Annotated in this window: 27 protein-coding genes; 19 read left to right on the top strand and 8 right to left on the bottom strand. The window is 71.5% G+C overall.

Annotation, left to right across the window (positions count from 1 at the left end):
• Positions 1-119 precede the first annotated feature (119 nt).
• Together FB453_RS20985 and FB453_RS20980 are read left to right on the top strand one after the other, a co-directional pair.
• Positions 120-758 carry an SRPBCC family protein gene (locus FB453_RS20985; RefSeq protein ID WP_145792595.1) on the top strand — a complete coding sequence of 213 codons (639 nt, stop codon included), beginning with the start codon at positions 120-122 and terminating at the stop codon, positions 756-758.
• The gene (locus FB453_RS20980; RefSeq protein WP_145792592.1) at positions 755-1,924 is read left to right on the top strand and encodes a zinc-dependent alcohol dehydrogenase; all 1,170 of its coding nucleotides are present in this window, start codon (positions 755-757) and stop codon (positions 1,922-1,924) included. Before FB453_RS20985 ends, FB453_RS20980 begins: the two co-directional genes overlap by 4 nt.
• A gap of 47 nt (positions 1,925-1,971) precedes the next feature.
• Here the strand turns inward: FB453_RS20980 and FB453_RS20975 are convergent, their stop codons facing one another.
• Positions 1,972-3,216: a cytochrome P450 gene (locus FB453_RS20975; RefSeq protein ID WP_145792590.1), complete on the bottom strand. Its 1,245-nt coding sequence runs from the start codon at positions 3,214-3,216 to the stop codon at positions 1,972-1,974.
• A 147-nt stretch (positions 3,217-3,363) separates the two neighbouring features.
• Between FB453_RS20975 and FB453_RS20970 the strand changes: the two genes are divergently transcribed.
• Positions 3,364-3,765 (top strand): hypothetical protein, encoded by a 402-nt coding sequence (locus FB453_RS20970; RefSeq protein WP_145792587.1) that lies wholly within the window; start codon positions 3,364-3,366, stop codon positions 3,763-3,765.
• Between the two features lie 120 nt (positions 3,766-3,885).
• On the opposite strand, the gene FB453_RS20965 is transcribed toward FB453_RS20970, so the two are convergent.
• Complete coding sequence (locus tag FB453_RS20965; protein ID WP_030336536.1) at positions 3,886-4,104, bottom strand: DUF397 domain-containing protein; 219 nt, start codon at positions 4,102-4,104, stop codon at positions 3,886-3,888.
• A gap of 69 nt (positions 4,105-4,173) precedes the next feature.
• On the opposite strand from FB453_RS20965, the gene pepN reads away from it, so the two are divergent.
• Positions 4,174-6,690, top strand: coding sequence for an aminopeptidase N (pepN, locus tag FB453_RS20960; protein WP_145792585.1), 2,517 nt, complete (start codon positions 4,174-4,176; stop codon positions 6,688-6,690).
• Between the two features lie 103 nt (positions 6,691-6,793).
• On the opposite strand, the gene FB453_RS20955 is transcribed toward pepN, so the two are convergent.
• Together FB453_RS20955 and FB453_RS20950 are read right to left on the bottom strand one after the other, a co-directional pair.
• The gene (locus FB453_RS20955) at positions 6,794-7,999 is read right to left on the bottom strand and encodes an FAD-dependent oxidoreductase (RefSeq protein WP_145792583.1); all 1,206 of its coding nucleotides are present in this window, start codon (positions 7,997-7,999) and stop codon (positions 6,794-6,796) included.
• Positions 8,000-8,188: 189 nt separating this feature from the next.
• Positions 8,189-8,923, bottom strand: coding sequence for a PadR family transcriptional regulator (locus FB453_RS20950; RefSeq protein WP_145792580.1), 735 nt, complete (start codon positions 8,921-8,923; stop codon positions 8,189-8,191).
• 380 nt (positions 8,924-9,303) lie between these two features.
• Between FB453_RS20950 and nadD the strand changes: the two genes are divergently transcribed.
• The 5 genes from nadD to FB453_RS20925 all read left to right on the top strand — a co-directional run bounded on the left by nadD (position 9,304) and on the right by FB453_RS20925 (position 12,724).
• Entirely contained in the window at positions 9,304-9,900 is a 597-nt protein-coding gene (gene nadD, locus FB453_RS20945; protein ID WP_112588310.1) for a nicotinate-nucleotide adenylyltransferase, read from the top strand.
• Between the two features lie 110 nt (positions 9,901-10,010).
• Positions 10,011-10,418 carry a ribosome silencing factor gene (gene rsfS, locus FB453_RS20940; RefSeq protein WP_091409872.1) on the top strand — a complete coding sequence of 136 codons (408 nt, stop codon included), beginning with the start codon at positions 10,011-10,013 and terminating at the stop codon, positions 10,416-10,418.
• Complete coding sequence (locus tag FB453_RS20935) at positions 10,415-11,044, top strand: histidine phosphatase family protein (protein ID WP_112588308.1); 630 nt, start codon at positions 10,415-10,417, stop codon at positions 11,042-11,044. The genes rsfS and FB453_RS20935 overlap by 4 nt, the downstream gene beginning before the upstream one ends.
• 48 nt (positions 11,045-11,092) lie before the next feature.
• Complete coding sequence (locus FB453_RS20930) at positions 11,093-11,947, top strand: DegV family protein (protein ID WP_145792578.1); 855 nt, start codon at positions 11,093-11,095, stop codon at positions 11,945-11,947.
• A gap of 3 nt (positions 11,948-11,950) precedes the next feature.
• Positions 11,951-12,724 (top strand): SDR family NAD(P)-dependent oxidoreductase, encoded by a 774-nt coding sequence (locus tag FB453_RS20925; RefSeq protein WP_091409864.1) that lies wholly within the window; start codon positions 11,951-11,953, stop codon positions 12,722-12,724.
• A gap of 29 nt (positions 12,725-12,753) precedes the next feature.
• Here the strand turns inward: FB453_RS20925 and FB453_RS34300 are convergent, their stop codons facing one another.
• The gene (locus tag FB453_RS34300) at positions 12,754-12,888 is read right to left on the bottom strand and encodes a GntR family transcriptional regulator (RefSeq protein ID WP_486480358.1); all 135 of its coding nucleotides are present in this window, start codon (positions 12,886-12,888) and stop codon (positions 12,754-12,756) included.
• Positions 12,889-13,135: 247 nt separating this feature from the next.
• Here FB453_RS34300 and FB453_RS20915 point away from each other — a divergent pair, with 247 nt between their 5' ends.
• On the top strand, positions 13,136-13,510 hold the full coding sequence (locus FB453_RS20915) for a VOC family protein (RefSeq protein WP_112642113.1): 375 nt from the start codon (positions 13,136-13,138) through the stop codon (positions 13,508-13,510).
• A gap of 41 nt (positions 13,511-13,551) precedes the next feature.
• Here FB453_RS20915 and FB453_RS20910 read toward each other — a convergent pair whose 3' ends face one another.
• Complete coding sequence (locus FB453_RS20910; protein WP_145792573.1) at positions 13,552-13,947, bottom strand: integrase; 396 nt, start codon at positions 13,945-13,947, stop codon at positions 13,552-13,554.
• A gap of 75 nt (positions 13,948-14,022) precedes the next feature.
• Between FB453_RS20910 and FB453_RS20905 the strand changes: the two genes are divergently transcribed.
• The 5 genes from FB453_RS20905 to FB453_RS20885 all read left to right on the top strand — a co-directional run bounded on the left by FB453_RS20905 (position 14,023) and on the right by FB453_RS20885 (position 19,992).
• The gene (locus FB453_RS20905; RefSeq protein WP_145792571.1) at positions 14,023-14,802 is read left to right on the top strand and encodes a DUF3592 domain-containing protein; all 780 of its coding nucleotides are present in this window, start codon (positions 14,023-14,025) and stop codon (positions 14,800-14,802) included.
• Positions 14,803-14,978: 176 nt separating this feature from the next.
• Positions 14,979-15,821, top strand: a complete 843-nt coding sequence (locus tag FB453_RS20900; RefSeq protein WP_145792569.1) for a ComEA family DNA-binding protein — start codon at positions 14,979-14,981, stop codon at positions 15,819-15,821.
• Entirely contained in the window at positions 15,818-18,274 is a 2,457-nt protein-coding gene (locus tag FB453_RS20895) for a ComEC/Rec2 family competence protein (protein WP_145792566.1), read from the top strand. Before FB453_RS20900 ends, FB453_RS20895 begins: the two co-directional genes overlap by 4 nt.
• 318 nt (positions 18,275-18,592) lie before the next feature.
• Positions 18,593-19,573 (top strand): DNA polymerase III subunit delta, encoded by a 981-nt coding sequence (holA, locus tag FB453_RS20890; protein WP_145792563.1) that lies wholly within the window; start codon positions 18,593-18,595, stop codon positions 19,571-19,573.
• On the top strand, positions 19,570-19,992 hold the full coding sequence (locus FB453_RS20885) for a hypothetical protein (protein WP_112699465.1): 423 nt from the start codon (positions 19,570-19,572) through the stop codon (positions 19,990-19,992). Before holA ends, FB453_RS20885 begins: the two co-directional genes overlap by 4 nt.
• A gap of 125 nt (positions 19,993-20,117) precedes the next feature.
• On the opposite strand, the gene rpsT is transcribed toward FB453_RS20885, so the two are convergent.
• Together rpsT and FB453_RS20875 are read right to left on the bottom strand one after the other, a co-directional pair.
• Positions 20,118-20,384, bottom strand: a complete 267-nt coding sequence (gene rpsT, locus FB453_RS20880) for a 30S ribosomal protein S20 (protein WP_030491765.1) — start codon at positions 20,382-20,384, stop codon at positions 20,118-20,120.
• 298 nt (positions 20,385-20,682) lie between these two features.
• Entirely contained in the window at positions 20,683-21,669 is a 987-nt protein-coding gene (locus tag FB453_RS20875; protein WP_145792560.1) for a phosphotransferase, read from the bottom strand.
• 61 nt (positions 21,670-21,730) lie between these two features.
• Here FB453_RS20875 and FB453_RS20870 point away from each other — a divergent pair, with 61 nt between their 5' ends.
• From FB453_RS20870 to FB453_RS20855, 4 genes are all read left to right on the top strand, one after another.
• On the top strand, positions 21,731-22,267 hold the full coding sequence (locus FB453_RS20870) for a DUF4240 domain-containing protein (RefSeq protein WP_145792557.1): 537 nt from the start codon (positions 21,731-21,733) through the stop codon (positions 22,265-22,267).
• Between the two features lie 116 nt (positions 22,268-22,383).
• Positions 22,384-24,261, top strand: coding sequence for a translation elongation factor 4 (gene lepA / locus FB453_RS20865; RefSeq protein ID WP_145792555.1), 1,878 nt, complete (start codon positions 22,384-22,386; stop codon positions 24,259-24,261).
• A 320-nt stretch (positions 24,262-24,581) separates the two neighbouring features.
• Complete coding sequence (locus FB453_RS20860) at positions 24,582-24,866, top strand: GlsB/YeaQ/YmgE family stress response membrane protein (protein ID WP_091409827.1); 285 nt, start codon at positions 24,582-24,584, stop codon at positions 24,864-24,866.
• 422 nt (positions 24,867-25,288) lie between these two features.
• Entirely contained in the window at positions 25,289-25,573 is a 285-nt protein-coding gene (locus FB453_RS20855; protein ID WP_091410004.1) for a GlsB/YeaQ/YmgE family stress response membrane protein, read from the top strand.
• Positions 25,574-25,788 lie beyond the last annotated feature (215 nt).

Genomic DNA, 25,788 nt, shown 5'->3' with positions numbered 1-25,788 from the left:
GCAGCATCTGCCCGCATTTCCGTCGATCAAACAGCTGGTCGTTTCGACTGCCGGACCCCGGGTAGCGCTGCCCTAAGAGCTGTCCATGCCCGGTTGTCCGGGTGGAGGAGAGAGACGTGATGACCAACAACGGAACCAGGTGGGCGCTGCTCGGCGTCACCGCGGCGACGGCGGTCGGCGTGGGGCGGGCGGTGGCCCGCCGTCGGCATCGGCATCAGCCGGAGCGACAGGACGGTTGGTACGTGGTGCGTCGCGGGGTGACAGTGGATCGGTCCCGGGACGAGGTGATCGGCTTCTGGACCGACCGCGAACGGCTGGACCGCGCGCTGGCCGGGTGGGCCACGTTGCAGCAGCTCGACGAGCGGCGTTGGCGGTGCGTGGCCCGCGACCGGGCCGGCGGTGAGACGCAGTGGCAGGCCGAGATCACCGTCGAGGGGACGGGCACCCTGATGTGGCGGGTCGAGGACGGGCAGATGCCGCAGCTGGGACGGATCGAGCTGACCGAAGCACCCCAGGGCCGGGGCACGGAGATCCGGGCCGAGCTGCGCTACCGCTCCGGTCCGGTGCGTCGGTTGGCTGGCCTGGTCAGCGGCGACGAGCCGGACCTGGCGCTGCGGGACGCGCTGCGGCGGGTGAAGGCGCTGATCGAGTGTGGCCAGGTGGTGGACACCCGGGAAGACCCTTCCGGCCGGAGCCCCGCCCAGGGGAAGGCGACCGACAAGGTGCGGGAGAAGCTGATGACGGGAGGACGGGCGTGAGGGCGCTCTGCTGGGAAGGCGTCGGCAAGCTGGCCGTCCGGGACGTCCCGGAGCCCCAGATCCGCGCCGAGGGGGACATCATCGTCCGCGTCCGGGCCAGCAGCGTCTGCGGCTCCGACCTGCACCTGATCAACGGGTACCTGCCGGCGATGCGGGAGGGGGACATCCTCGGCCACGAGTTCATGGGCGAGGTGGTGGAGACCGGGCCCGGCGTACGGCGGCACCGGGTCGGCGACCGGGTGGTGGTGGGGTCGGTGGTCGCCTGCGGTGGCTGTTGGTTCTGCCGGACCGAGCAGTACTCGCTCTGCGACAACTCCAATCCGCAACCGGTGTTCACCGAGAAGCTGTGGGGGCACTCGCCGGCCGGCATCCTGGGCTACTCGCACGCTGCCGGCGGCTACTCGGGATCACACGCCGAGTACATCCGGGTGCCGTTCGGCGACATCGGCGCCTTCGCCGTACCCGACGGGGTGCCGGACGACTCGGTGGTGTTCGCCTCCGACGCGATGCCCACCGGGTGGATGGCGGCGGACTTCTGCGGGCTCACCGGTGGCGAGGTGGTGGCCGTCTGGGGTGCCGGTGGCGTCGGTCAGATGGCGGCCCGTTCGGCGCAACTCCTGGGTGCCGAGCGGGTCATCATGATCGACCGATTCCCGGATCGGCTCAGGACCGCCACCGAACGGATCGGGGTCGAGACGATCAACTACGCGGAGACCGACGTGCTGGAGGCGCTGCGTGAGCTGACCGCCGGGCGCGGGCCGGACGCCTGCATCGAGGCCGTCGGAATGGAGTCGCACGACGTCGGACCGACCTACGCGTACGACCGGGTGAAGCAGGCGGCGCGGTTGCAGACCGACCGCCCGACCTCGGTCCGCCAGGCGATCATGGCCTGCCGCAAGGGCGGCACGGTGAGCATCGTCGGTGTGTACGCCGGCCTGGTCGACAAGTTTCCGCTTGGCGCGGCCATGAACAAGGCCCTGGTGCTGCGGATGGGGCAGATGCACGCGCAGCGCTACATTCCGATGTTGCTTGACCGGCTCGCCGCCGGCGAGATCGACCCTGGTTATCTGGCCACCCACCCGCTCTCCCTGGAGCAGGGCGCCCAGGGGTACGAGCTGTTCGAGAAGAAGGAGGACGGCTGTCTGCGCAGCGTTCTGCATCCCTGACGGCTGGGCGTACCCGCCTCGCCGGTCGCTGCGATCGGCGGGGCGGGTCAGCCGGCGCGGCGGACGTTGGTGATTGTCAGCCCGAGGGGCGGCAGCGCGGGCATCCGGTGCAGATCCAGGGCCAGGTTCTGGACGGGGACGTCGTAGCGCATGGTGGTGACGAGGTTGGTGACCGCCCGCTTCATCAGGTCGATGGTGATCCACTCGCCGGCGCAGCGGTGCCCGGCCCAGTGGTCGCCGCCCCCCTGTGGGATCAGTTCGAACGGGTCCACCCGGCGGCCGGCGAACCGCTCCGGGCGAAACAGCTCCGGTTGCGGCCAGAGCGTCGGGTGGTGGTTGGTGCCGTAGAGGTCGAGCAGCACCCGCCGGCCGCGCGGAAAGTGGTGGCCCTGCCAGTCGAAGGACCGCCGGACCCGGGCCGCCGCGATCGGAAAGAACGGGTAGTAGCGGCGTACTTCCTGGACGAACTGCTCGGTGGCCTCGTCGTCGCGGACCCGTTCCCGCCAGGCCGGATGGTCGTGCAGGGCGAGCGCGGCGAAGGTCATGTACTGGTCGACGGCGACCACCGGGCGCAGCACGTTGAGCAGCTCCACCGCCGCGATCCGCCGGGGGAGGAGGTTGCCGCGCCCGTCCCGGTGTTCGGCGATCACGGCCAGGGCGGTGCCGGCCGGCGCCGGGGCGAAACCGACCCGGGTCCGTTCGATGAGGTCGGCGAGCCAGTGCTCGGCGCGGTACCGGGCCACCCGTCCCCTCCAGTGCCGGGGTCCCAGCACGGCCGGAGCCTCGATCATGGCGTGCAGCTCGACGGCGCGGCGCTCGACCTGTGACGCGGGCAGCGGCACCCCGGCCCAGGCACAGACCACCCGGGTCAGCATTCGGCCCAGCTCGTCGTAGAGCGACACCGGTCCGGCGCCCTCCCAGGCCGCGACCCGGGTCCGCCACTCGTCGTCGAAGAGCTGGCCGAGCCGCTGGATCGCCGCCGGCGTCATGATCGACATGAACATGGCCTTGCGGTCGGAGTGCTCCGGCCCGTCCAGCCCCTGCACCCCGCCCCGCCCGGTCAGGGTTCGCTGCACCCGCAGCGGCATCGCGGTGGCGCGTTGGAAGCGGTCATTGTCGTAGAACAGCTCCGCCGCCGGCCGGCCGCGCAGGCAGATGGTCGGGGCGAGCAGGATCCGGGTCTTGAAGACGTCGCTGCCGTACCGCTCGCAGCGCTCGCCGATGAACCGGTAACCGGCGCGGAGCAGCGCGAGGGTGCTGTCCGGGCTGCGGTCGGCCGGCATGGTCGCCATCGGGTCTCCTCACGCGCAGGTGCGGCTGGTCGCCGTTTGCTGGTGCGCTTACCCCCGTCCACGCCGCTGAACCCCGCCCGGCTGGCCCCTCCCAGGGGCGGCGGAACCTGGTTTGCTGCTGGTGGGGACGAGCACGGGGAGGGCGGAATGCGCGACAACACATCACCGCGCTGGCGGCAGCGGCGAGCGGCCGGGGCACTCGGCGGAGGCCGCGACGGGCGGTCACTGATCGGGCCGCCGCGGCGGCCCACCCGTCCGCACCGGTTCTTCACAATGCACCTGGGCTTCACCGCGCCCGGCCCGGCCGAGGCCCGCGAGCTGGCCGTGGCGTACGCGGAGGCGCTGAGCCTGCTCCGCTCGGAGGTGGCACTCGGTGCGGCGGCCCTGTCACCGGCGGATGCCTGGCAGCGGGCCGAGCGGCTGTTCTGCGGCGCGGTCGGCCCGGACGGCGAACGCTGCGTCGACGTGGCCGACCATCCGGGCTTCCACCACGCCCCGGGCCCGGGTGGCCTCGGCTGGGGCGACGGCGACGGCCCCGGCCATGGTTGACCACCAGCCCCGGGTGGCCGATCCGGGGGTGCGCCGGCCGACCCGCCAGCGTGGCCGTGCCGGTGCCCCGACCACGGGCACCGGCACGGCGATCCACCACCGACGGGTCTTCGGGCACTGTCAGTCCAGGTCGAACTCGCCGTCCTGCGCGCCGGCCACGAAGGCGTCCCACTCGGCCTGGGTGAAGACCAGCACCGGCCCGTCCGGCTCGGCCGAGTTGCGCATCCCGATCAGATCGTCGACGAAGGCGACCTCGACGGCGCTGTCGGAGGTGTCCCCCTCGGCCCGCTGCCAGACCGCCCGAGAGAGGTCGAAGTCGCCCTTGGGGTGCTGCGCCATGGTTCTTTCCTCCAGTGCCGAGGGTCGTGTGGTGACCGGGTGCCGATCCCCATCGGGCAGGATAAGCGGATGCCGAGCCTGACCCGTGTAGAGGCGACCGCGCGTGGCGCGGCGATTACCGTCGAGTCCTATCAGGTGGACCTGGACCTGACCGGTGACGGCGACCTGTTCCGCTCCCGCGTCCAGATCCGGTTCCGAGCCACCGCCGGCGCCGCGACCTTCGTCGAGGTCAAGCCCGCCAAACTGCGCGGTGTACGCCTCAACGACAGCGACCTGGACCCCGGCCTGCTCACCGACAACCGGCTGCCGCTCGACGACCTGGCCGATGAGAACACGCTCGTCGTCGAGGCCGAGATGGCGTACTCCAGGACAGGGGAGGGGATGCACCGTTTCGTCGACCCGGCCGACGGCGAGACCTACCTCTACGCCCAGTCCTTCCTCGACAACGCGCCGCGCATCTTCGCCGCCTTCGATCAGCCCGACCTCAAGGCCCCGTTCACGCTCTCGGTCACCGCGCCGCCGCAGTGGATCGTCGCAGGCAACGCCGAGCTGGCCGCCAACCCGGCACCCGGGCGCTGGGAGTTCGCCCCGAGCGAGCCCCTGGCCACGTACTTCTTCTCGCTGATCGCCGGGCCGTACCACGTCCGGCGGGCCGAGCACGACGGCGTACCGCTGGGCATCTACTGCCGTCGGTCGCTCGCCGAGCACCTGGACGCCGACGCCGAGGAAATCTTCACCATCACCCGGCAGTGCCTGGACCGGTTCCACCAGCTCTTCACCGAACGCTACCCGTTCGGCAAGTACGACCAGGCGTTCGTGCCCGAGTTCAACGCCGGCGCGATGGAGAACCCGGGCCTGGTCACCTTCCGCGACGACTACGTGTTCCGTTCGGCGGTCACCGACACCCAGCGCGAGCAGCGGGCCGGCACCATCGCCCACGAGATGGCCCACATGTGGTTTGGTGACCTGGTCACCATGCGCTGGTGGGACGACCTGTGGTTGAACGAGTCCTTCGCCGAGTACCTCGGCACCCGGGTCACCGCCGAGGCGACCCGCTTCGATCAGGCCTGGACCACCTTCGCCATGCGGCGCAAGGCCTGGGGTTACGCCGCCGACCAGCGGCCCTCCACCCACCCGATCGCTCCCCAGGAGGTCGTCGACGCCGAGGCGGGCCTGCTCAACTTCGACGGCATCTCGTACGCCAAGGGCGCCAGCGTGCTGCGGCAGCTGGTCGCGTGGCTCGGCGACGAGGCATTCCTCGCCGGCCTGAACGCGCACTTCGCCGCACACCGCTTCGGCAACGCCACCCTCGCCGACCTGCTGGCCAGCCTCTCCGCCAGCAGCGGGCGGGACCTGTCCGACTGGGCCGAGCTGTGGTTGCGCCGCCCGCAGGTCAACACGCTGCGTGCCGAGGTCGCCGTCGACGCCGACGGCCGCTACACCGAGGTGGCAGTGGTGCAGACCGCGCCCGAGTCGTACCCGGTGCTGCGCCCACACCGGATCGGCGTGGGCCGCTACTCGATGGACGGCACCGGGCGACGCGACGAGGTGGACATCGACCCGAACGCCGACGGAGGCCGCACCCTGCTCGGTGCGTTGACCGGCGAGCCGGCGGCCCGGTTGTTGCTGCTCAACGACGGTGACCTCACCTTCGCGAAGGTACGCCTCGACCCGGCGTCGGCGGACGCCGTCCCGCAGGTGCTGCCCGGTCTGACCGACCCGCTGGCACGAGCTGTGCTCTGGCGCGAGGCACTGGACGCGGTGACCGACGGCGAGCGTCCGGTCACCGGCCTGGTCGACCTGATGGCCGTCGCGCTGCCCACCGAGACCGAGGTGATCATCGCGGAGGACGTGCTGACACTCAGCCGGTCCCTGGTCGACCGCTACCTCGACCCGCTGACCCGCTCCACGGCGCTGGCCAGGGTCGCGGACGCATGCCAGCGGCTGCTCGACGGCGCGCCGGCCGGGGAATCGTTGCAGCTCGCCGCCGCACGCGGCTGGATCGCCGCGACCACCGACGCCGATCTGCTCGTCGGTTGGCTCGCCGGCCGCGATGTGCCGCCCGGTCTGAAGGTCGACGCGGAGCTGCGCTGGGCGGTGCTGCGTCGCCTGGTGGTGCTGGGCGCCGCGGGCGAGGCGGAGATCGCCATCGAGGCCGCCGCCGACAACAGCTCCACTGGCGCGGAACGGGCCGCCCACTGCCGGGCGGCCCTGCCCGACCCGGTGACGAAGCAGGCGACCTGGGAGATCATCGTGGGTGACACCGAGCTGTCCGGTCGGCTGCTGGAGGCGATCGCCGAGGGGTTCTGGCAACCCGAGCAGGCCGATCTGACCGCCGCGTACGTCGATCGGTACTTCGCGGAGATGCCGGCCGCCGCGCACCGGCGTACCCCCTGGACGGCCGACCGGGTGGCCGCCCTGGCGTTCCCCCGCTACGCCGTGGCGCAGCCCACCCGGGAGGCGGCCGCGGCCCTGCTGGCCCGCGACGACCTGACCCCCGGCCTGCGCCGGGTGGTGACCGACGCCGACGACGACCTGCGTCGCGCGCTGGTCGCCCGGACGGCGGTGGCCGCCGCCTCGGCCTGACCGCTGAGCAGCGCGGGCTGACGCCGTGGGGTGGCCGGCGAGGGCTGACCCGGCGCGGGCGAGCCGCTGCGGGGTGGCTGGCCGGCCACCCCGCAGCCACAGCTCAGCGCAGGGCGGGCTCCGCCGTGACCGGCGCGTCCCAGTCGATGACGTAGCGCTGCTCGTCGGCGACGGTCTTCTCCGGGTCCAGCACCGTGCGCACCATCAGCGGCATCAGCAACGGCATCAGCGTCCGCGCGACCGCACCGGGGGCCTTCGCGTGGTTGATCCGGGCCGCGCGGGCCGCGACCTTCTCCACCCGGGTACGACGCAGCCGCACGTACGCGGCGAACGCCGCCTCGACGTCCGGCAGGTCGCGCAGGCAGCGGGCGAGTTGCACAGCGCTCTCGATGGCCAACGACGCACCCTGCCCCGAACTGTTCGACGGCGCGTGCGCCGCGTCGCCGACCAGCACCATCCGGCCCCGATACCAGTGCGGCACGGGCGGCATGATCTGCAATGACCCGACCACCTGGAGGTCGTCGGCGTTGCTGGTCGCTACCAACTCCCGGCCCGGGTCGTCGTCGCCGTAGGTGGCGCGCAGCGTGTCCAGCCACTGCTCCGGCGGCACCGCCCGGGCCTCGACGAGGCTCATCGGACGCTGCTGCGGCAGGTTGGCCCCCCAGCGGGTGCCGCCGCCGGGCTCCGGCCAGTACAGGTAGTAGCCGCGCCGACCGAACGCGAACGTCATCGTGCCCGGCTCGGCGTCCACCTCGTGGCGGGCGACCGCCTCGACGCCGAGCAGCCCGGTGAACCGGGGACCGGGCGCGGCCGGGTCGATGAGACCCCGGACCGTGGAGCGGATCCCGTCCGCGCCGACCAGGATGTCCGCGGTCGCCGTGCTGCCGTCCTCGAAACGTGCGGTCACGCCGTCGCCGGTCTGCTCGGCATCGACCAGCCGCTTGCCGTACGCGAACGGCACGCCCTCGGCGAATGCCTGGTCGTGCAGCACCTGGTACAGCTCGGCCCGGTGCACCACGTGCAGCGGTGGCACCCCGGTCAGCGTGGGCATGTCGATGCGGCGGCGGCCGACGGCCAGAGCGCTGCGGTCGATCGGTGTGGCGATCGCCGTCACCGCCTCGTGCGCGCCGACCGTACGCAGAGCCGCCACGCCGTTGGGCGCGAGGGCGAGGGTGCCGCCGATGCCGCTGGCCGTGGTCGGGTACGCCTCGTAGACGGTTGCGGTGATGCCGGCGCGGCGCAGCGCGAGCGCTGTCACCGGCCCGGCGATGCCACCGCCGATGACGATCGCGGTTCGTACCGTGGTCATGCTCTCTCCCTGGGTGTGGTCGTTGGCGCGCGTGCGCGCGGACCTGGTGTGGTCTCTGCGCGTGCGCGCGGACCTGAGAGGGAGCCCGGTTATCCTCGTGGTTGCCGCTTCGGGCCGGGTGCCTTCCCAGGTGTCGGTTCGGGGTCAGGGCCCCGGTGAGGTGTTGGCGCACCTCGCCGGGGCCGCTCTTCAGCCGGTGGTGTCGGCTCTCCGGCTGCTGCTGTCGGAGCTGTCGGTGCTTGCCTCCGTGGTGTGGGTGGTTGGGGTGTCGGGGTTGGCCTTCGGGGTGCTGCTTTTCTCGGCCAACTCGGTCAGCTCGGCCGGCATCTCGCCGGTCTCGTGGAAGGTCCGCCAGGTGTCCAACCCCGGGTAGCTGCCCGAGGTCAGCTCGGCGAGCAGCGCCCGCAGCCAGGCCGCCTCCGCGTCGCGTATGGCGAGGTCGTACTCCGACTCGACCAGGAACAGTCGCGGGATCTCCCGCAGGTGCGCGTCGAGCGCTTCGCGGTCCTGGCGGATCGCGGCCTCCAGCAGATCGAGCCGTTGCCGCAGCAGGGCGGTGGCCTCGTCCGGGTGCAGCGCGGCGAGCACGGACAACCCGGCCCGGAAACGGGGATGCTCCGCCATCGGGGTGGAGACCAACTCGCGGGCCCAGTCGACCAGCTCCGCCCGCCCCGCGTCGGTGATCCGGTAGACGGTGCGTTCCGGGCGTCGGCCCTCGCGCACGCTCTCGACCGCCTCGATCAGGTGGTGTTTGTCCAGGTTGCCGATCACCGTGTAGAAGGACCCCCACTTGAACTCCATGTCCTGGTCCTTGCCCCAGGCACGCAGTGCGGTGGCGATCTCGTACGGGTGCATCGGCCGCTGGACCAGGGCGGACAGCACGGCCAGCGCCAGCAGATTGCCGACCTTGCGCCGCTTCGGCACGATGACCCCCTCGCTCGTCGACGGTTACTCGTCAACGAATATACGCCGACGGTCGGAATGCTGCGACCCCTACGTGCGGCGCTCTGCGGGCGGCGGCGCATGCGGCGTCCGACCCCTGCGTCGCCCTGCGTGCGGCGCCCCTCCCTTGATCGACTCGGCTTTCATGAACTCGCGGTGTCCGGGGCTCCCGGAAGGGCCGACTTTCAGGAAGTCGAGTCGATCAGGGCCCGGCAGTTGAGTTGATCACCGCGCCGGGCCGGGTCGATCCATCGCGGGACGTTGCTGTGGTCGCGGCGCTCTGGGGCACGGCCGGAGTGGGGTGACGTACGGCGGTGCCGGGCCCGAACGGTCGGCCATGACCCCCGGCCTACGATCATTGGGTGGAGGAAGATATCCGGCGGATCGGGATCATGGGTGGCACCTTCGACCCGATCCACCACGGGCACCTCGTCGCGGCCAGCGAGGTAGCGGACCGGTTCGGCCTGGACGAGGTGGTCTTCGTGCCCACCGGGCAGCCCTGGCAGAAGGCCGACGAGCCGGTCAGCCCGGCCGAGGACCGGTACCTGATGACCGTGATCGCCACCGCCTCCAACCCTCGCTTCCAGGTCAGCCGGGTCGACATCGACCGCAGCGGGCCGACCTACACCGTCGACACACTGCGTGACCTGCACGCCGAGTACGGCCCGAAGGTGCAGTTGTTCTTCATCACCGGCGCGGACGCTCTGCAACGCATCCTGTCCTGGAAGGACCTGGACGAGATCTTCGAGCTGGCCCATTTCATCGGCGTGACCCGACCCGGTTTCCCGCTGAGCGACAAGCACCTTCCGGCGGATACTGTCAGCCTGATCCAGGTGCCCGCGATGTCCATCTCGTCGACCGATTGTCGTGCTCGGGTCGCCAGAGGCGAGCCGGTCTGGTACCTGGTGCCCGACGGTGTGGTGCAGTACATCGCCAAGCGGAGCCTCTATCAGCACTGAGCGCACCCGTTATGCCCAGGTTCGTGGCACTAACCGACCAGAACTGGACGATCGGGGTGCCGCCGGGTATGAGACGCTTGGAGGATCGCACGCTTGATCAAAGGAGAACGGTGACGATTTCCGAACGCGCTCACGAGCTGGCTATCGCGGCCGCCCAGGCCGCCGCCGACAAGAAGGCGCAGGACATCACGATCATCGACGTCGGCGACCAGCTCGCCATCACCGACGCGTTCGTGCTCGCCGCTGCCCCCAACGAGCGCCAGGTGCTGGCCATCGTCGACGCCATCGAGGAGAGCCTGCTGGAGCTGCCGGAGAAGGCGAAGCCGGTGCGGCGCGAGGGCGAGCGTGGTGGCCGCTGGGTGCTGCTCGACTACGTCGACATCGTGGTGCACGTCCAGCACACCGAGGAGCGCGAGTTCTACGGGCTCGACCGCCTCTGGAAGGACTGCCCCACCATCCCGTTCGTCGATCGCGACCTGGTCGAGGCCGACGCCAGCGGGTCCGCCACCGCCGAATGACCCGACTGATCGTCTGGCGGCACGGCAACACCGACTGGAACGCCGCCAACCGCGTCCAGGGGCAGACCGACGTACCCCTCAACGAGCTTGGCCGCGACCAGGCCCGCGCCGCCGCCCCGCTTCTCGCGGGGCTGCGGCCCGACGCCATCGTGGCCAGCGACCTGAGCCGCGCCGCCGACACCGCCGCCGCGCTCGCCGCGCTGACGGGTCTACCGGTACGCACCGACGCCCGGCTGCGCGAGCGGCACTTCGGCCAGTGGCAGGGTCTGCACCTCACCGAGGTCGCCGAGCGTTTCCCCGAGGAGTACGCGCGCTGGCGGGCCGGCGACCCCGACCCGGGCGCGGATCTGGAGCCCCTGCACGACCTCGGTGAGCGGGTCGGTGCCGCGCTACAGGAGGCAGCCGATGCGGCCCCGGGCGGCACCGTGGTGATCGCCACTCACGGTGGCGGCTCCCGGCAGGGCATCGGTCACCTGCTTGGTTGGGACACTGCCGTGCTGCGCACCATCGGTTCGCTGGCCAACTGCCACTGGACCGAGCTGCGCCACGACGACGTCCGCGGCTGGCAGTTGCGGGCGCACAACGTCGGCCTGATCACCGCCCCGGTCGCCGTCGACGCGGTCTGAGCACTCGCGCCTCGGCGTTCCCGGCCTCGATCGGCTAGCGTGCCGGGCATGCCCGTCGCGGTTGTCATCGACTCCACCGCCTACCTTCCGTCCGAGCTGGTGCAGGCGCACCGGCTGACCGTCGTGCCGTTGACCGTCGTGCTCAACGGCGCGGAGGGGTTGGAGGGGGTGGAGACCCAGCCGGCCGACGCCACACTGGCGCTGAGCGCCCGCCGGGTCACCGCGACCACCTCCCGCCCGGCACCCGAGCAGTTCGCCCGCACGTACCGCCGACTGCTCGACGCCGGCGCCGACGGGATCGTCTCGGTGCACATCTCCGCCGCGCTGTCCGGCACGGTGGAGGCCGCCCGGCTCGCCGCCGCCGACCTGGACGGCCGGGTCGAGGTCGTGGACAGCCGCTCGGCGGGCATGGGGCTGGGCTTTCCGGCCATCGCCGCCGCCACCGTCGCCGAGGCCGGCGCCGACCTTGCCGCTGTACGCGACGCGGCGCTCGCCGCCATCGCCCGCACCACTGTCTGGTTCTACGTCGACACGCTGGAGTTCCTGCGCCGGGGCGGCCGGATCAACGCGGCCGAGGCGTTGGTCGGCACCGCGCTGTCCGTCAAGCCGATCATGCATATGCCGGACGGGGCGATCGTGCTGCGGGAGAAGGTCCGCACCGCCAGCCGGGGAGTGGCCCGTCTCGTGGACCTGGCCGTCGAGGCGGCCGACGGCGACGACGTGGATCTCGGGGTGCACCACCTGGCCGCGCCGCAACGGGCCGAGGCGTTGCGCGCCGCGTTGACCGAGCGGTTCGGTGACCGGCTGCACGACACGTACGTCTCCGAGGCGGGTGCCGTCGTCGCCGCGCACGCCGGGCCGGGCCTGGCCTGCGTGGTCGTCCACCGCCGACCGGAGGGCTGAGCCGTGCCCACGTCGTGCGTGGTGACCGGAGGTGGTCGCGGTGTCGGCCGGGCCGTGGTGGAACGGCTGCTGGCGACCGGCGCCACCATCGTCGTCCTGGAACGCGACGCCGACGCGGTCGACTGGTTGGCCGACCATCCGGCCGCCGATCGGCTCGTCGCGGTGGTCGGCGACGCCGCCGACGAGCAGGTGGCCGAGCGCGCCGCCGAGCTGGCAGACCGCGCCGCGCCGCTGACCGGCTGGGTGAACAACGCAGCGGTGTTCCGCGACGCCACGCTGCACTCCGCGTCGGCCGACACGGTGCTGGAGCTGATCGGGTTGAACCTGCGCCCGGCCGTGGTGGGCGCCGCGGTCGCCGTCCGCCGCTTCCTGGCCCGCGCCGCCGGCGGCGCGATCGTCAACGTCTCGTCGCACCAGGCCCGTCGACCGGTGTCCGGTGCACTGCCGTACGCGACGGCGAAGGCCGCCGTGGAAGGGCTCACCCGGGCGCTGGCCGTCGAGTACGGCCGGCACGGCATCCGCGCCAACGCGGTCGCGCTCGGCTCGATCGCCACCGAGCGGCACGCCGAATTCCTCGCCACGCAGGAGCCCACCCAGGCCCAGTGGATCGACGCCGAGCTGACCCGGCTGCACCCGGTGGGCCGCATCGGGCGGGCCGAGGAGGTGGCCGAGGCGGTCGCGTACCTGCTGTCGCCCGCGGCGAGCTTCGTCAACGGGGTGACGCTGCCGGTGGACGGCGGACGGGCCGTACTCGGCCTCGACCCAGAGGCCCGCTGACCGTCGGTAGCTCTCGTGCCGGTCGAAGCCTAGCTGTCGGCGACGAATACGCCCTGGCCCTGCTGACCGTAGATCAGGTTCCGTTCGTGCAGCTCCTTGACGGCTCGATAGGCCGTGGAGCGTGCCACGTTGTACAGCTCGCCGATCTCGGACACCGACGGCAGTTGCTCCAGAAACGGTGAATGATCCTGCCCGCGCCGCTGTGTTAGCCTCCGTGCGCGCCCCAGATGGGCCTACCCCCCGGAGGTTCTGGCTACTTCAGCCACCACGCCGAGATCGATGCGATGTACGCGTCTCTCGTGCGGGATCCGGGGCGTCGGTGCCCTCGGGGCTTCGTCATCTGCGTTGGCTGGCTGAACGCTGTGGGCCTCTGGTCGGGTCTTCGGATCGACCGGGAAGAAGACGGTACGGATGACAGTCACGTTCAACCACACCATCATCGCCAGCAAGGACAAGAACGCCTCGGCCGCGTTCTACCGCGAGTTGTTCGAGCTGCCGGAGGCGCCTTCGTGGGGGCCGTTCGCCAACGTCCAACTGGATGAGGGTGTGCTGCTCCAGTTCGCCGAGCCGCCGGTGGACATCCAGATGCAGCACTACGCGTTCCTGGTCGACGACGAGTTGTTCGTGCGGTGCCTGGCGTTTGTCGAGGGGCGTGGCATCACGTACTGGGCGGACCCGCAGTTGAAGCGCGAGGGGGAGACCAACACCGAGCACGGTGGGCGGGGCTTCTACTTCTTCGACCCGGCTGGCCACGCCATCGAGATCATCACCCGGCCGTACCTGTAGCAGGCCCGTCGGCCGGTCGGGCGCGGTTGCCCCACCGGCCGTCAGCCTCGCTGCTGAGCCTCGTGGGTCGTGGGGCCGCTCTCGCCCGGGCGTACGGGATCAGTCAGTTGGAACCCCGTCGCCGCGAAGTTGGCCCCATGCTCGCGGTCGGACAGCACGAACGTTCCGCCCCGCTGCTCTGGCTGCCAGCCACTCTTCAGGCCGCAGGTGATGACCGCCCGCACGTCGGCGGGTGTGGGGTAACCGTTGTCGACAACGTACGGCCCGGGGGCCGACAACAGATCCGCTTCGAGTTTCTGGCTGGTCTTGCCGCCGGGTCCCCAGGCGCGAACGTAGACGGCTCGGCGGTAGAAACCGTTGACCTGCACGGTGTGCAGCGCCGCGCGCCACGTGAAGGTGTGCCCGTCGATGTGTATCCGCCGTAGTCGAGCCCGCATCTCAGCCGTACTCTGCGCTAGGCCGGCCTGGCGCGCAATACCTGAGTCGTTGCCTACCGGACCTACGCTGCGCCCATGAGGGCTCTCGGTGTTCGTCGATGGGTCAACCCGTTGGCCGGGGTGTACCTGGTGGTGTTCACCGTCACCGAGGCGGTCGGGACCGTGGGAGCGACAACCTGGATCCGAGCCGAGGACACCATCATCCCAGCCCTCTTATTGTGGTGCGTCTCCCTGGCGGTGGCCGTGCGGGTGACCTCGCCCGGGATGCCACCGCACGTGGTCCTGCTGGTCCTCGCTTCGCTGGTCAGTGCCTTTCTCATGCTCGTTGCTGCCCAGGGATTGTGGTCGGCTGTGCTCACGCATCGCGGCGAGCGGGTCGTAGCCACTGTCATTTCCCTGCGCGATGAGACGGGGAAGGTTCGTCACCTTCACTACACCCTCGCCGATCAGCACAACCAGCGTATTCCCGGGGAATTGGGGCGGTGGCCAGGGAATCCCACTGGAGCGTCGGACAAGCCAGAAGGGGCAGTGGGGCAACGAGTCACGGTGGTGCGTGATCCCCAGGGCCTGGTCGACCCGCGGTTGCCGGAAGAACTCGTCGAAAGCGAGAGCGGGTGGCCCCTCTGGCTGGGCATCGTCGCCGTCACCGCTGTGCTCAGCATGCTGGCCGCCGGCCGACGCGCGATCAACGGTGACGGAACGACAGGCTCAAGGCGGCGTCGACCTGCCGGACGCGCTGCTGCCAAGACTGGCACTCGGCCGCGGCGGAAGCGCACGCGGGGAAGGACCGGTCGCCGGATATCCGGTCCGCCGGGCTCGGAGCCTTCGCCTCGCCAGGCCCGCCCTCAATCCTGAAACGCAGCTTGGTTCCTCCTCTGGCGTCCGGGGCCGGCCCTGACCAGACCAGGCCCAACATGCTGACCCCTTAGCAAATCGATGCTTGATCAGGTAGTTGTCCACATTGAGGTTGGCCATCCACAGGGCGGTGCCGCCGCACTCCACCGTCTCGGCCGCCGTCATAGCGTCGCGTTGTGTCGCACGACGAGGAGACAGAGGTACGCCAGCGCCTGCGCCGGTTGACGGAGACGGTTGTCGCACCGTTACCCCGGCCCGAGGCGTCGGCCGCGGGCGTACCCCCGTTTGGTGCGCCGCTCGTGGACGCAACCCCGGGTGGCGTGTTGCCGTCCCAGCTTGCGGCATCGGTCGCGGAGCCAGCACCGGACGGCCTTGCGGTCCCGCCCGAGTCGCGGTTGCCCGGCCCGTCGGCGTTCGACCCTGGGCGGCGGGGCGTGCGGGCGTTGGCGGTGGTCGCCGTGGTGGTGGTCGCGGGTGCGGCAGGTTGGGCCTGGCAGGCCCGGCCGGAGTCGGAGCCGGTCGCCCCGCTGGCCAGCGACGCCGCGTCGGCCGCACCGGCGGGTGATCCGAGCGTGTCCAGCTCCGCCGAGCTGGTGGTGGCGGTCGCGGGCAAGGTCCGAAAACCCGGTTTGGTACGCCTGCCGGCCGGGTCCCGTCTCGCCGACGCGGTGCAGGCGGCTGGCGGCGCGCTCCCGGGGGTCGACGTGGCGCTGCTCAACCCCGCCCGCAAGGTCACCGACGGCGAGCTGATCGTGGTCGGGATGACGCCACCGCCGGTGCCGGGCGGTGCGGCCGGGCCTGCGGCGGGCGGTGCGGTACCCGCCGCCGGGCCGCTGAACCTCAACACCGCGACACTGGCGCAGCTCGACGCGCTGCCCGGGGTCGGACCGGTGCTCGCCCAACGGATCCTCGCCCATCGCGATCAGCACGGCGGGTTCAAGTCCGTTGGCGACCTACGCCAGGTCGACGGGATCGGCGATGCCCGTTACGAGCAGCTCAAGGATCTGGTGACGGTGTGAGCGGGTTTTCCGTTACCGCTGACCCACCGGCCGGCGGGGCTCAGCCCGGGCCGCCGGCTGGGTCGGCGCAGGCCGCGCCACCGGTTGGCGGGGCCCGGTCGGAGCCGCCGGATCTGCGACTGGCTGGGCTCGCCGTGGCGGCCTGGCTCACGGCGCTCGCCGGCCTGCACCTTGGCAGCCGCGCCACGCTGCTGGTGGCCGGCGCGGGGGCCGGTCTGACGGCAATTGGTGCTGCGCATCTGCTCGGCCGCCTCGGCCGTCCCCGAGCCATGGTGCGGCGCTACGGGTGGGTGGCCGTGGCGGTCGGCCTCGGTGTGCTCTGCGGTGGTGCGGCCACCGCCGCCCGGCTCACCGTTCGCGACGCGCCGGCGATCCGTGCCCTCGCGGAGCAACGCGCTCCGATCACCGCCGACCTGGTCGTCCGGGACGACCCGCGCCCGCTCCGGAGCGCCGGGCGGCCGGGGATGCTGCTGGTGTCGTCCGAGCTGGTCCGGCTCACCGGCCCGGATGGTCGACGGATCCACGCGTCGGTGCGGGTACTGGTCCTGGCGACCGATCCGGCGTGGCGGGGCCTGCTGCCTGGGCAGCGCCTCACCGTCGACGGCCGGCTCGGCGTTCCGCGCGGCGGCGACCTCACCGCGGCGGTGCTCAGCACCAACGCTCCGCCGGAACGGCACGGCGCGCCGTCCTGGGCGCAGCGCGCCGCCGGGACGCTGCGTACCGGCCTGCAACGGGCCTGCGCGCCGCTGCCCGACGACCCCGGTGGGCTGCTGCCCGGTCTGGTGGTGGGCGACACCAGTCGACTGCCACCCGCCGTCGAGGCGGACTTCCAGGCCACCGGGATGACACATCTCAACGCGGTCTCCGGCTCCAACGTCGCGATCGTGGTGGGTGCGGTGTTGTTGCTGGCCCGATGGTCGCGCGCCGGCCCGTGGCTCGCCGCCGTGCTGTGTGGGGTGGCGCTGGTGGGGTTCGTCATCCTGGTCCGTCCGTCACCGAGCGTCGTACGGGCCGCCACAATGGGAGCGATCGGGCTCGCCGCGCTGGCCGCCGGTCGACCTCGGGCGGCGCTTCCCGCGCTGGCCGCCGCCGTGACAGTGCTGGTGCTCGTCGACCCCGAGTTGGCCGGAAATCCCGGGTTCGCCCTCTCCGTGCTGGCCACCGGTGGCCTGCTGCTGCTCGCGCCGCGTTGGCGGGACGGATTGCGTCGGCGAGGCGTCCCGCCTGGGCTGGCCGAGGCGCTGGCCGTGCCGGCGGCTGCCCAACTTGCCTGCGGCCCGGTCGTCGCCGGGATCTCCGGGACGGTGAGCCTGGTGGCGGTGCCGGCAAACCTGCTGGCGGTGCCGGCCATCGCGCCGGCGACAGTGCTGGGTGTGCTGGCGGCCATGGTGTCGCCGATCTGGCCGGCCGGCGCCGAGTTCGTCGCGTGGCTGGCGAGTTGGCCGGCCTGGTGGCTGGTGGTCATCGCCCGCCAGGGTGCTCGACTGCCAGGTGGCACAGTGCCGTGGCCGGGCGGCGTACCCGGTGCCCTGCTGCTGACCGGGCTGACCGTCGCGCTGCTGATCGCGGTGCGCCGGCCACTCGTACGCCGACTGGTCGCGGTGGTGGGGGTCGCCGCCGTGCTGGGTGCCCTGCCGGTTCGGCTGGTGGCCGCCGGCTGGCCACCCGCCGGGTGGGTGGTGGTGGCCTGCGCGGTGGGGCAGGGCGACGCCCTGGTGCTCCCGGTCGACCCCGGCCGGGCCGTGGTGGTGGACGCCGGGCCGGAACCGGGTGCGGTGGACGGTTGCCTGCGTCGACTCGGCGTACGGGAGGTGCCCCTGCTGGTGATCAGCCACTTTCACGCCGACCACGTGGGCGGGGTGGCCGGGGTGTTCCGAGGGCGGCGGGTGGGTGCCGTGCTGACGCCGTCGTCCACCGACCCGGAGAGCGGAAGGGACCTGGTTCGGGCGGCGGCCACCGGCGGGCAGGCCGCGCTGCTGACCACCGTGGCCGGCGCTCGCCACCCAGTGGGCGGGGTCGATCTGCTGGTGCTCGGCCCGCCGTACCCGCTGGCCGGGACCAGGTCCGACCCGAACAACAACTCGCTGGTGCTGCGCGCCACTGTGGCCGGGGTACGGATCCTGTTGGCCGGCGACGCGGAGACCGAGGAGCAGCACGCGATGGTGGCGCGGGCGGCCCCCGGCCAGTTACGGGCGGACGTGTTGAAGGTCGCGCACCACGGGTCGGCGTACCAGGACCAGGGCTTCCTCGACGCGGTGCGGCCGACGGTGGCGCTCGTGCCGGTGGGCACGGGCAACACCTACGGGCACCCGAGTGCGGGGCTGCTCGCCCACCTGGGCAGGGGCGGCGTGCGGGTGCTGCGCACCGACACGGACGGCGACGTGGCGGCGGTCCGAACGGGCGGCGGTCTGGCGGTAGCCCGGCGAGGTGTGCCGGCGGGCCGGCAGCCCTGATCCGCGGGCCGGCAGCCCTGACCCGCGGGCCGGCAGCCTTGCGTCGCGGGCCGGCAGCTAGCGTCGCGGCCGGCGGCCTGAACCGCGCTGACCGTCCGGTCGCTGATCGACTCGGGAGCGCTGACCTCGGGGTATCAGCGGCGGTCCGACACCGCAGTTTCCCTGATCCCGTGTGGATCAAGAACGGGCTTCCGATTAATTGGGCGAATTGCGGATTAAACGGGGAATTGACTTGGATGTCTGGATTTGCGCTGTGTGCGGGCTGCGCCGATCAAGTAGCGAATGAGCAGGCACGATCCCGCCGCAGGCCGTGCGAATATGGGCGGCGTGACCCCCGCCAGCCTCGCCCCCATTCTGCTCGTCCTCGGTGACGAGGAACTGCTCGCCACGCGCGCGGTCACCGAAGCTGTCGCGAAGGCTCGCAGTGTGGACCCCGAGGTGGACGTCCGCGAGTACCAGGCCAGTGCGCTCACCGTCGGCGAGATCGCCGAGATGCTCAGCCCCTCGTTGTTCGGCGGGCGGCGGCTGCTGATCCTGCGTTCCGGCCAGGACGCCCGCAAGGACCTGGTCGCCGCGCTGTTGGCGTACGCGAAGAATCCCGACCCGGAGGTCCAGCTGCTGGTGCTGCACCTGGGCGGTGCCAAGGGCAAGGCGTTCGCCGACGGTCTGCGGGCGGCCGGCGCGACGGTGGTCCCGGCCGCCAAGCTCAAGGGGCACCGCGACCGGGTGGCCTTCGTTCGCGACGAGATCCGCCGGGCCGGCGGAAAGTGCACCGACGACGCCGCCGAGGCGCTCATCGCCGCGGTCGGCAACGACATGCGTGAGCTGGCCGCCGCCTGCTCCCAACTGGTCGCCGACACCGATGGGCGGATCAGCGCCGAGACGGTCTCCCGTTACTACCGGGGCCGGGTCGAGGTGACCGGCTTCACGGTGGCGGACGCCACGATGGTCGGCGACGTGCCGGGGGCGCTTGAGGCGCTGCGCTGGGCCCTGCACGTCGGGGTCGACCCGGTGCCCATCGCCGACGCCCTGGCCGACGGGGTGCGCACTGTGGCCCGGGTGGCGTCGGCCGGTCGAGGTAGTCCGTACCAGCTCGCCAGCAGCCTCGGAATGCCCGCCTGGAAGATCGAGCGGGCGCAGCGGCAGGGGCGGGGCTGGACGCCGGAGGGCCTGGTCCGGGCCATGCAGGTCGCCGCCGAGTGCAACGCGGCCGTCAAGGGCGGCTCCGACGACCGGGCGTACGCCCTGGAGCGTGCGGTTTTCTCGGTCGCGGCGGCCCGGCAGGGCAGCACCAGGTGACGGGGGCGAGCCGCCCGGCGTGGGCCACCATTCCCGTGGACGAGGAGCGTTACCGGCCGCTCTACGCCCGGCTCCTCGGCCTGCGGTTCGTCAACCCCGGTGGCGTGCTGTGCTTCCTCTTCTTCGAGGGTGCCATCGCACTGGCGGTGCTGCTCGCCCTCGCCGAGTTGGTCAGCTGGTGGGCGGTGCTGGTGCTGCCGGTCGTGGTGGCAGCCATGGTGAAGCTCAACGACATGGTGGCCGCGATCGTGGTCCGCTCCGCCGCGCTCGTGCCCGAGCAGGAACGGGACCGGTTTCGCCGGCAGATGGAACCGGTGGTCGGCCGAGCCCGGGTGGAGTGGGTCTCGCACAGCGTTCCCGGCGTGGTGATCACCGCCGACCAGGTGCCACCGCCCCGGCGGGCCAACCCGTCGGACTGAGCGCCGACCCCGTCGGGGCCCACGCACCGAACAGCCGGTCCGGATGAACACGGCCGGCCTCTGGACACACGGAAACCCCGGGCCTGGGGCCCGGGGTTTTCCGAATCAGTCTGACGGTGAAGTCGTCAGGCGGAGAGCGACACCACGCGCTTCGCGATCGCGGACTTGCGGTTCGCGGCCTGGTTGGAGTGGATCACGCCCTTGCTGACGGCCTTGTCCAGCTTGCGCGAGGCGTCCAGCATGAGCGCGGTCGCCTTCTCGACGTCACCGGCCTCGGCAGCCTCGTGGAACTTCCGGACGGCGGTCTTCAGCGACGACTTGACCGACTTGTTGCGCAGCCGGGCCTTCTCGTTCTGCCGGTTGCGCTTGATCTGGGACTTGATGTTCGCCACGCGACAGCCTCGTCTTGATAGCTCGGGTTGGTCAGCTTATTGCGCGTGATGACGAACGTGCGTCATCGCTGCGCGAAGAGCCAGGTTACCAGGTCGCCGGGGCCGAGCCAAAACGGCTCGGCCTTCGCGCGGACGGACCCGGCCCGTCGGGGACCAGGTTACGCCCTCGAACACGGCGGCGGCTCACCGCCAGCGCGGCGGCAGGCCGGCCCGCGTCACCGCCAGACCGGCCCGCGTCACCGCCAGCCCGACCCAGGTCAGCCCGCGTTACCGCCAGCTCGCCCCAGACCGGCCCGCGTCACCGCCAGCCCTGGCGGTGGGCCAGCCAGTCGAGCGACTGCTCGCCGCTCCATTGCTGGTGGGCGGGCAGGTGCGGCGAGGCCGTCGGCGGTGCCGCCGCAGCGCCGGTGAGGTAGTAGCCGGCCAACGCGGCCAGGGTCGCGTCCAGCGCGTCCGGGGGCGCGCCGGCGGTGGCGGGGTGCGAGGCGAAGAGCCGGTCCGCGTCCAGCCCGCTGGCGTACGCGGTGAGCAGCAGACCGGCCAGGTCGAACCAGGCGGGCCCGGAGCAGACCCAGGTCCAGTCGCAGAACCAGGCTCGGCCGTCCGAGTCGATCAGCGCGTTGTCGACCCGCAGGTCGCCGTGGATCAGGCTGGTCGCGCCGGCTGCGTACCGGGGGAGGAGGGACTCCAGCTCCACCAGCTCGGGCAGCCGGCCCAGCAGTGGCGCGGGCAGTGGTGGGGTTGGCTCCCGACCGGCGGCGACCTCCTCCCACCAGAGGATGTCCGACCGGGCCAGGTCGGCCAGGTGCGGCAGACCGAGCGCGGTCAGCTCGGCCGGCGGGTCGGCCAGGGCGGCGGCGACCCGCGCGTACCCGGCGAGGGTGGCGTCCAACTCGGCGGGCACCCAGGGCAGGCGCGGGGTGTGCCCGTCGACGGCGTCGGTGCAGAGCACGAACCAGCCGGCCGCGGAGAGGGTCCACCGGGGGCGGGGCGCCGGCAGGTCGGCCGGCAGCCGGTCGAGGATCGCGGCCTCTCGGGCGTACCAGTCGACCAGATGCGGTTGCTCGGCGGCGGGTGCGGCCTTGACGAAGGCCTGACCTCCGTCGGCGGTGTCGAGCACGGCGGCGAAGCCGCGGGTGAAGCCCGCGCCCGCGATCCGGGCGGTGACCACCGGCGCGCCGAGCCGTTCGGCGACCGCGGCCCGCAGCGCCGCCGGTAACGCCGGCCACGACGGACGCAGGGCGCTCGCGTGGTACGGCACCGGCGGCAGCAGGGGAGGGGACATCCCACCATGCTGCCCTGGGGTACGTGCGCGACGCACGGCGACACTGCCAGACTGCCAAGCCATGAGGACCGAGGACTTCTGGCAGCTGATCGACGAGGCGCGGGCCGGCGGCGGGGGTGAGCCCGGCCCGGTCGCCGCACGGGCCGTGGCGTTGCTCGCCGAGCGCGACCCGGAGGAGATCATCGGGTACGCGCGGCACCAGACGCGGGTGCTGGCCGCCTCGCACAAGGCGGATCTGTGGGGTGCGGCGTACCTGATCAACGGTGGCGCCTCGGCCGACGGCTTCGAACACTTCCGGGGCTGGCTGATGGCCCAGGGTCGGGCCGTCTTCGCCCGCGCGGTCGCCGAACCGGACTCGCTGGCCGAACTGCCCCAGGTGCGGGCGGCCTCGCTCAGCGGCGAGGAGTTCTCCGCCGAGCAGATGCTGTCGGTTCCCTGGGACGCGTACCGCAAGGCCACCGCGACCGAGCTGCCGGCGGACCGCGACCCGGTGCGGACGCCGGACCTCAACGACTTCTGGGACTTCGACGACGAGGACGAGGCCCGCCGACGGCTGCCCCGGTTGGCAGCGCTCTTCGTCGAGCCGCCGATGGAGTGAGGGGTCCTCGGGCCGATCCATCGCCCGCGCAGTGGGCGCACCCCGGCGGCGTGGGAACATAGAGGGGGTCGGCGGCGCGCCGGCCTGTTCACGTCAGCCGACCAGAACGGACCGCTGTGCCACCGAAGCTCGATCCCGGCGCGAACGCCCCTGGTTCCACCGACCCCGGTCGCATCCGGAACTTCGGCATCATCGCCCACATCGACCACGGGAAGTCGACCCTGGCCGACCGGATGTTGCAGCTCACCGGTGTGGTCGATCCCCGGCAGATGCGCGCCCAGTACCTGGACCGGATGGACATCGAGCGCGAGCGCGGCATCACGATCAAGAGCCAGGCCGTTCGCATGCCGTGGACCATCCGTGAGGGTGAGCGGGCTGGCGAGCACGCGGTGCTCAACATGATCGACACCCCGGGGCACGTCGACTTCACGTACGAGGTGTCCCGGTCGTTGGCTGCCTGCGAGGGCGCCGTGCTGCTGGTCGACGCCGCGCAGGGCATCGAGGCGCAGACCCTGGCCAACCTCTACCTGGCCCTGGAAAACGACCTGCGCATCATCCCGGTGCTCAACAAGATCGACCTGCCGGCCGCGCAGCCGGAGAAGTACGCCGAGGAGCTGGCCCACCTGATCGGCGGTGACCCCGCGGACTGCATCCGGGTCTCCGGCAAGACCGGCGAGGGCGTTCCTTACCTGCTCGACGAGATCGTCCGGCAGTTCATCCCACCGGTCGGTGACGCCGTGGCGCCCGCCCGGGCGATGATCTTCGATTCGGTGTACGACGTCTACCGGGGCGTCGTCACGTACGTCCGGGTCATCGACGGTCGGATCAGCGCCCGCGACCGGATCAAGATGATGTCCACCGGCGCGGTGCACGAGCTGCTGGAGATCGGTGTCATCTCACCCGAGATGGTCAAGGCCGAGGCGCTCGGCGTCGGCGAGGTCGGCTACCTGATCACCGGTGTGAAGGACGTCCGGCAGTCCCGGGTCGGTGACACGGTCACCATCAACAGTCGGCCGGCGGCCGAGGCGTTGGGTGGTTACAAGGACCCGAAGCCGATGGTCTACTCCGGCCTCTACCCGATCGACGGGTCCGACTACCCCAACCTGCGCGAGGCGTTGGACAAGCTCAAGCTCAACGACGCCGCCTTGGACTACGAGCCGGAGACCTCCGGCGCGCTCGGGTTCGGCTTCCGCTGCGGCTTCCTCGGCCTGCTCCACCTGGAGATCATCAGGGAGCGGCTGGAGCGCGAGTACAACCTCGACCTCATCTCCACCGCGCCCAACGTCGTCTACCGGGCGATCACTGACGACGGCGAGGAGATCGTCGTCACCAACCCGAGCGAGTACCCCACCGGCAAGATCGCCGAGGTGTACGAGCCGGTGGTCCGGGCCACCGTGTTGACGCCCAACGACTACGTGGGCGCCGTCATGGAGCTGTGTCAGGGTCGGCGCGGCAACCTGCTGGGTATGGACTACCTGTCCGCCGACCGGGTGGAGCTGCGCTACACGCTGCCGCTCGCGGAGATCATTTACGACTTCTTCGACCAGTTGAAGAGCCGTACCAAGGGCTACGCCTCACTCGACTACGAGCCCACCACCGAGCAGGCGTCCGACCTGGTGAAGGTGGACATCCTGCTGCACGGCGAGCCGGTGGACGCGTTCAGCGCCATCGTGCACAAGGACAAGGCGTACAACTACGGTGTCACCATCGCCGCCAAGCTGCGCACCCTGATCCCGCGCCAGCAGTTCGAGGTACCGATCCAGGCGGCCATCGGCAGCCGGGTCATCGCCCGGGAGACCATCCGGGCGATCCGCAAGGACGTGCTCGCCAAGTGCTACGGCGGCGACATCAGCCGTAAGCGCAAGCTGCTGGAGAAGCAGAAGGAAGGCAAGAAGCGGATGAAGATGGTCGGCCGGGTCGAGGTGCCGCAGGAGGCCTTCATCGCCGCCCTCTCCTCCGACTCCGGCGACGGCAAGGCCGCCGGCAAGAAGTAGTTCGCGCCGCCGTACGCGCCCGGGTGCCACCCGCACCCGGGCGCGTCGCGTTTCCGGACGCCTCGAGTGCCCCGGTACGGGGATTGTGCCCACCGGGTGCCGAAAATTTTTTGTCGCTGTTGTGGGGCCGACGGATCGACGAAGTGGGCTCCTACCTGTGTGGACGTACTCACGTGTCACCCGACGCACCGCCGGAACATTGACGGCTGACGTTGTCGATTGAGGTGAGTCGGTTTGGGCTTTCGGTGGGTCGGGCACTTAGCCGTCACGACAGGAAGCACACAACTCGTGTGTCAGACATTCTTTGAAGGAGGGCGACCGTGGAGTTCACCGTGTGGGGCATCATCACTGCGATCGTTGTCGGTCTCATCGTCGGCGCGCTCGGCCGGCTGGTCGTCCCCGGCCGGCAGAACATGCCGATCTGGCTGCACATGCTGATCGGTATCGGCGCGGCCCTGCTGGGCACCGTCCTGGCGCGGGCCATCGGCATCGCGACCGAGACGAGCGGTATCGACTGGGGCGAGCTGCTGGTGCAGGTCGTGGTGGCCGCGATCGCTGTCGCGCTGGTGGCCGGTGTGGGTGGCCGCCGCCGCGTGACCCGGTAACACCACAGCATCAACTCGTACCACCGCGACACCTCCGATGGGCGCCCGGCCGACAGGCCGGGCGCCCATCGGCGTTCTGCCTGTCGCGACGGACGTCGCCGCCTCCTGCTCGACGTCTCCGGCGGGGCTGGATCGCGGTGATCGACTCGGTTTTCGTGATGTCGCGGGTCCCGGTGGCTCCAATACCGCGGATTCAATGACCTCGTGTTGATCATGCCCGGCGGCCCGGCGGCGGCCCGGCGGCCGGGGTGGCCGGGGTGGCCTGAGGGGCTGGTGGGACCGCGGTGGAACCTGTTCCGGTCGACCAAGTCGTGATCGTTTGGTGATTGAAGTCGGTTTGGATTTTCGGTGGGTAGGGCAATTAACGGTCACGACAGGAAGCACACGCACCGTGTGTCAGACATTCTTGAAGGAGGGTGGCCGTGGAGCTCACCGTGTGGGGCATCATCACTGCGATCGTTGTTGGTCTCATCGTCGGCGCGCTCGGCCGCCTGGTCGTCCCGGGCCGGCAGAACATGCCGATCTGGCTGCACCTGCTGATCGGTGTCGGCGCCGCGCTGCTGGGCACCGTCCTGGCGCGGGCCATCGGCATCGCGACCGAGACCAGCGGTATCGACTGGGCCGAGCTGCTGGTGCAGGTCGTGGTGGCCGCGATCGCTGTCGCGCTGGTGGCCGGTGTGGGTCGCCGCCGCAGCGTCACCCGATAACGACCCGGCATCATCTGGCGACACAGCACCACTGGTAGGACAGCACGACTGGAAAGAGCGCCCGGCCGAGAGCCGGGCGCTCTTTCGTGTTGGAAGGCCCAACTTTGGCCGGATGTTGGAGTGCCGGTCGTCGGGCCGCTGCGGTACGGTCGCCACGCTTCGGCCAGTCCTGCCCACTGTCGTAAAGGAATTCTCCGTACTAGGGTGCGGCGGAG

The sequence above is a fragment of the Micromonospora sp. CNZ322 genome (assembly GCF_007827755.1).
This window is presented reverse-complemented; position numbering and strand designations above follow the sequence as displayed.

Coding starts and splice junctions, on each gene's coding strand:
- FB453_RS20970 (WP_145792587.1), top strand. CDS start 3,364: ATGCGCGACAACACATCACCGCGCTGGCGGCAGCGGCGAGCGGCCGGG.
- holA (WP_145792563.1), top strand. CDS start 18,593: ATGGGCGGCGTGACCCCCGCCAGCCTCGCCCCCATTCTGCTCGTCCTC.
- FB453_RS20975 (WP_145792590.1), bottom strand. CDS start 3,216: ATGGCGACCATGCCGGCCGACCGCAGCCCGGACAGCACCCTCGCGCTG.
- FB453_RS20935 (WP_112588308.1), top strand. CDS start 10,415: ATGACCCGACTGATCGTCTGGCGGCACGGCAACACCGACTGGAACGCC.
- FB453_RS20905 (WP_145792571.1), top strand. CDS start 14,023: ATGAGGGCTCTCGGTGTTCGTCGATGGGTCAACCCGTTGGCCGGGGTG.
- FB453_RS20985 (WP_145792595.1), top strand. CDS start 120: ATGACCAACAACGGAACCAGGTGGGCGCTGCTCGGCGTCACCGCGGCG.
- FB453_RS20915 (WP_112642113.1), top strand. CDS start 13,136: ATGACAGTCACGTTCAACCACACCATCATCGCCAGCAAGGACAAGAAC.
- FB453_RS20870 (WP_145792557.1), top strand. CDS start 21,731: ATGAGGACCGAGGACTTCTGGCAGCTGATCGACGAGGCGCGGGCCGGC.
- FB453_RS20875 (WP_145792560.1), bottom strand. CDS start 21,669: ATGTCCCCTCCCCTGCTGCCGCCGGTGCCGTACCACGCGAGCGCCCTG.
- pepN (WP_145792585.1), top strand. CDS start 4,174: ATGCCGAGCCTGACCCGTGTAGAGGCGACCGCGCGTGGCGCGGCGATT.
- FB453_RS20955 (WP_145792583.1), bottom strand. CDS start 7,999: ATGACCACGGTACGAACCGCGATCGTCATCGGCGGTGGCATCGCCGGG.
- FB453_RS20910 (WP_145792573.1), bottom strand. CDS start 13,947: ATGCGGGCTCGACTACGGCGGATACACATCGACGGGCACACCTTCACG.
- FB453_RS20965 (WP_030336536.1), bottom strand. CDS start 4,104: ATGGCGCAGCACCCCAAGGGCGACTTCGACCTCTCTCGGGCGGTCTGG.
- FB453_RS20930 (WP_145792578.1), top strand. CDS start 11,093: ATGCCCGTCGCGGTTGTCATCGACTCCACCGCCTACCTTCCGTCCGAG.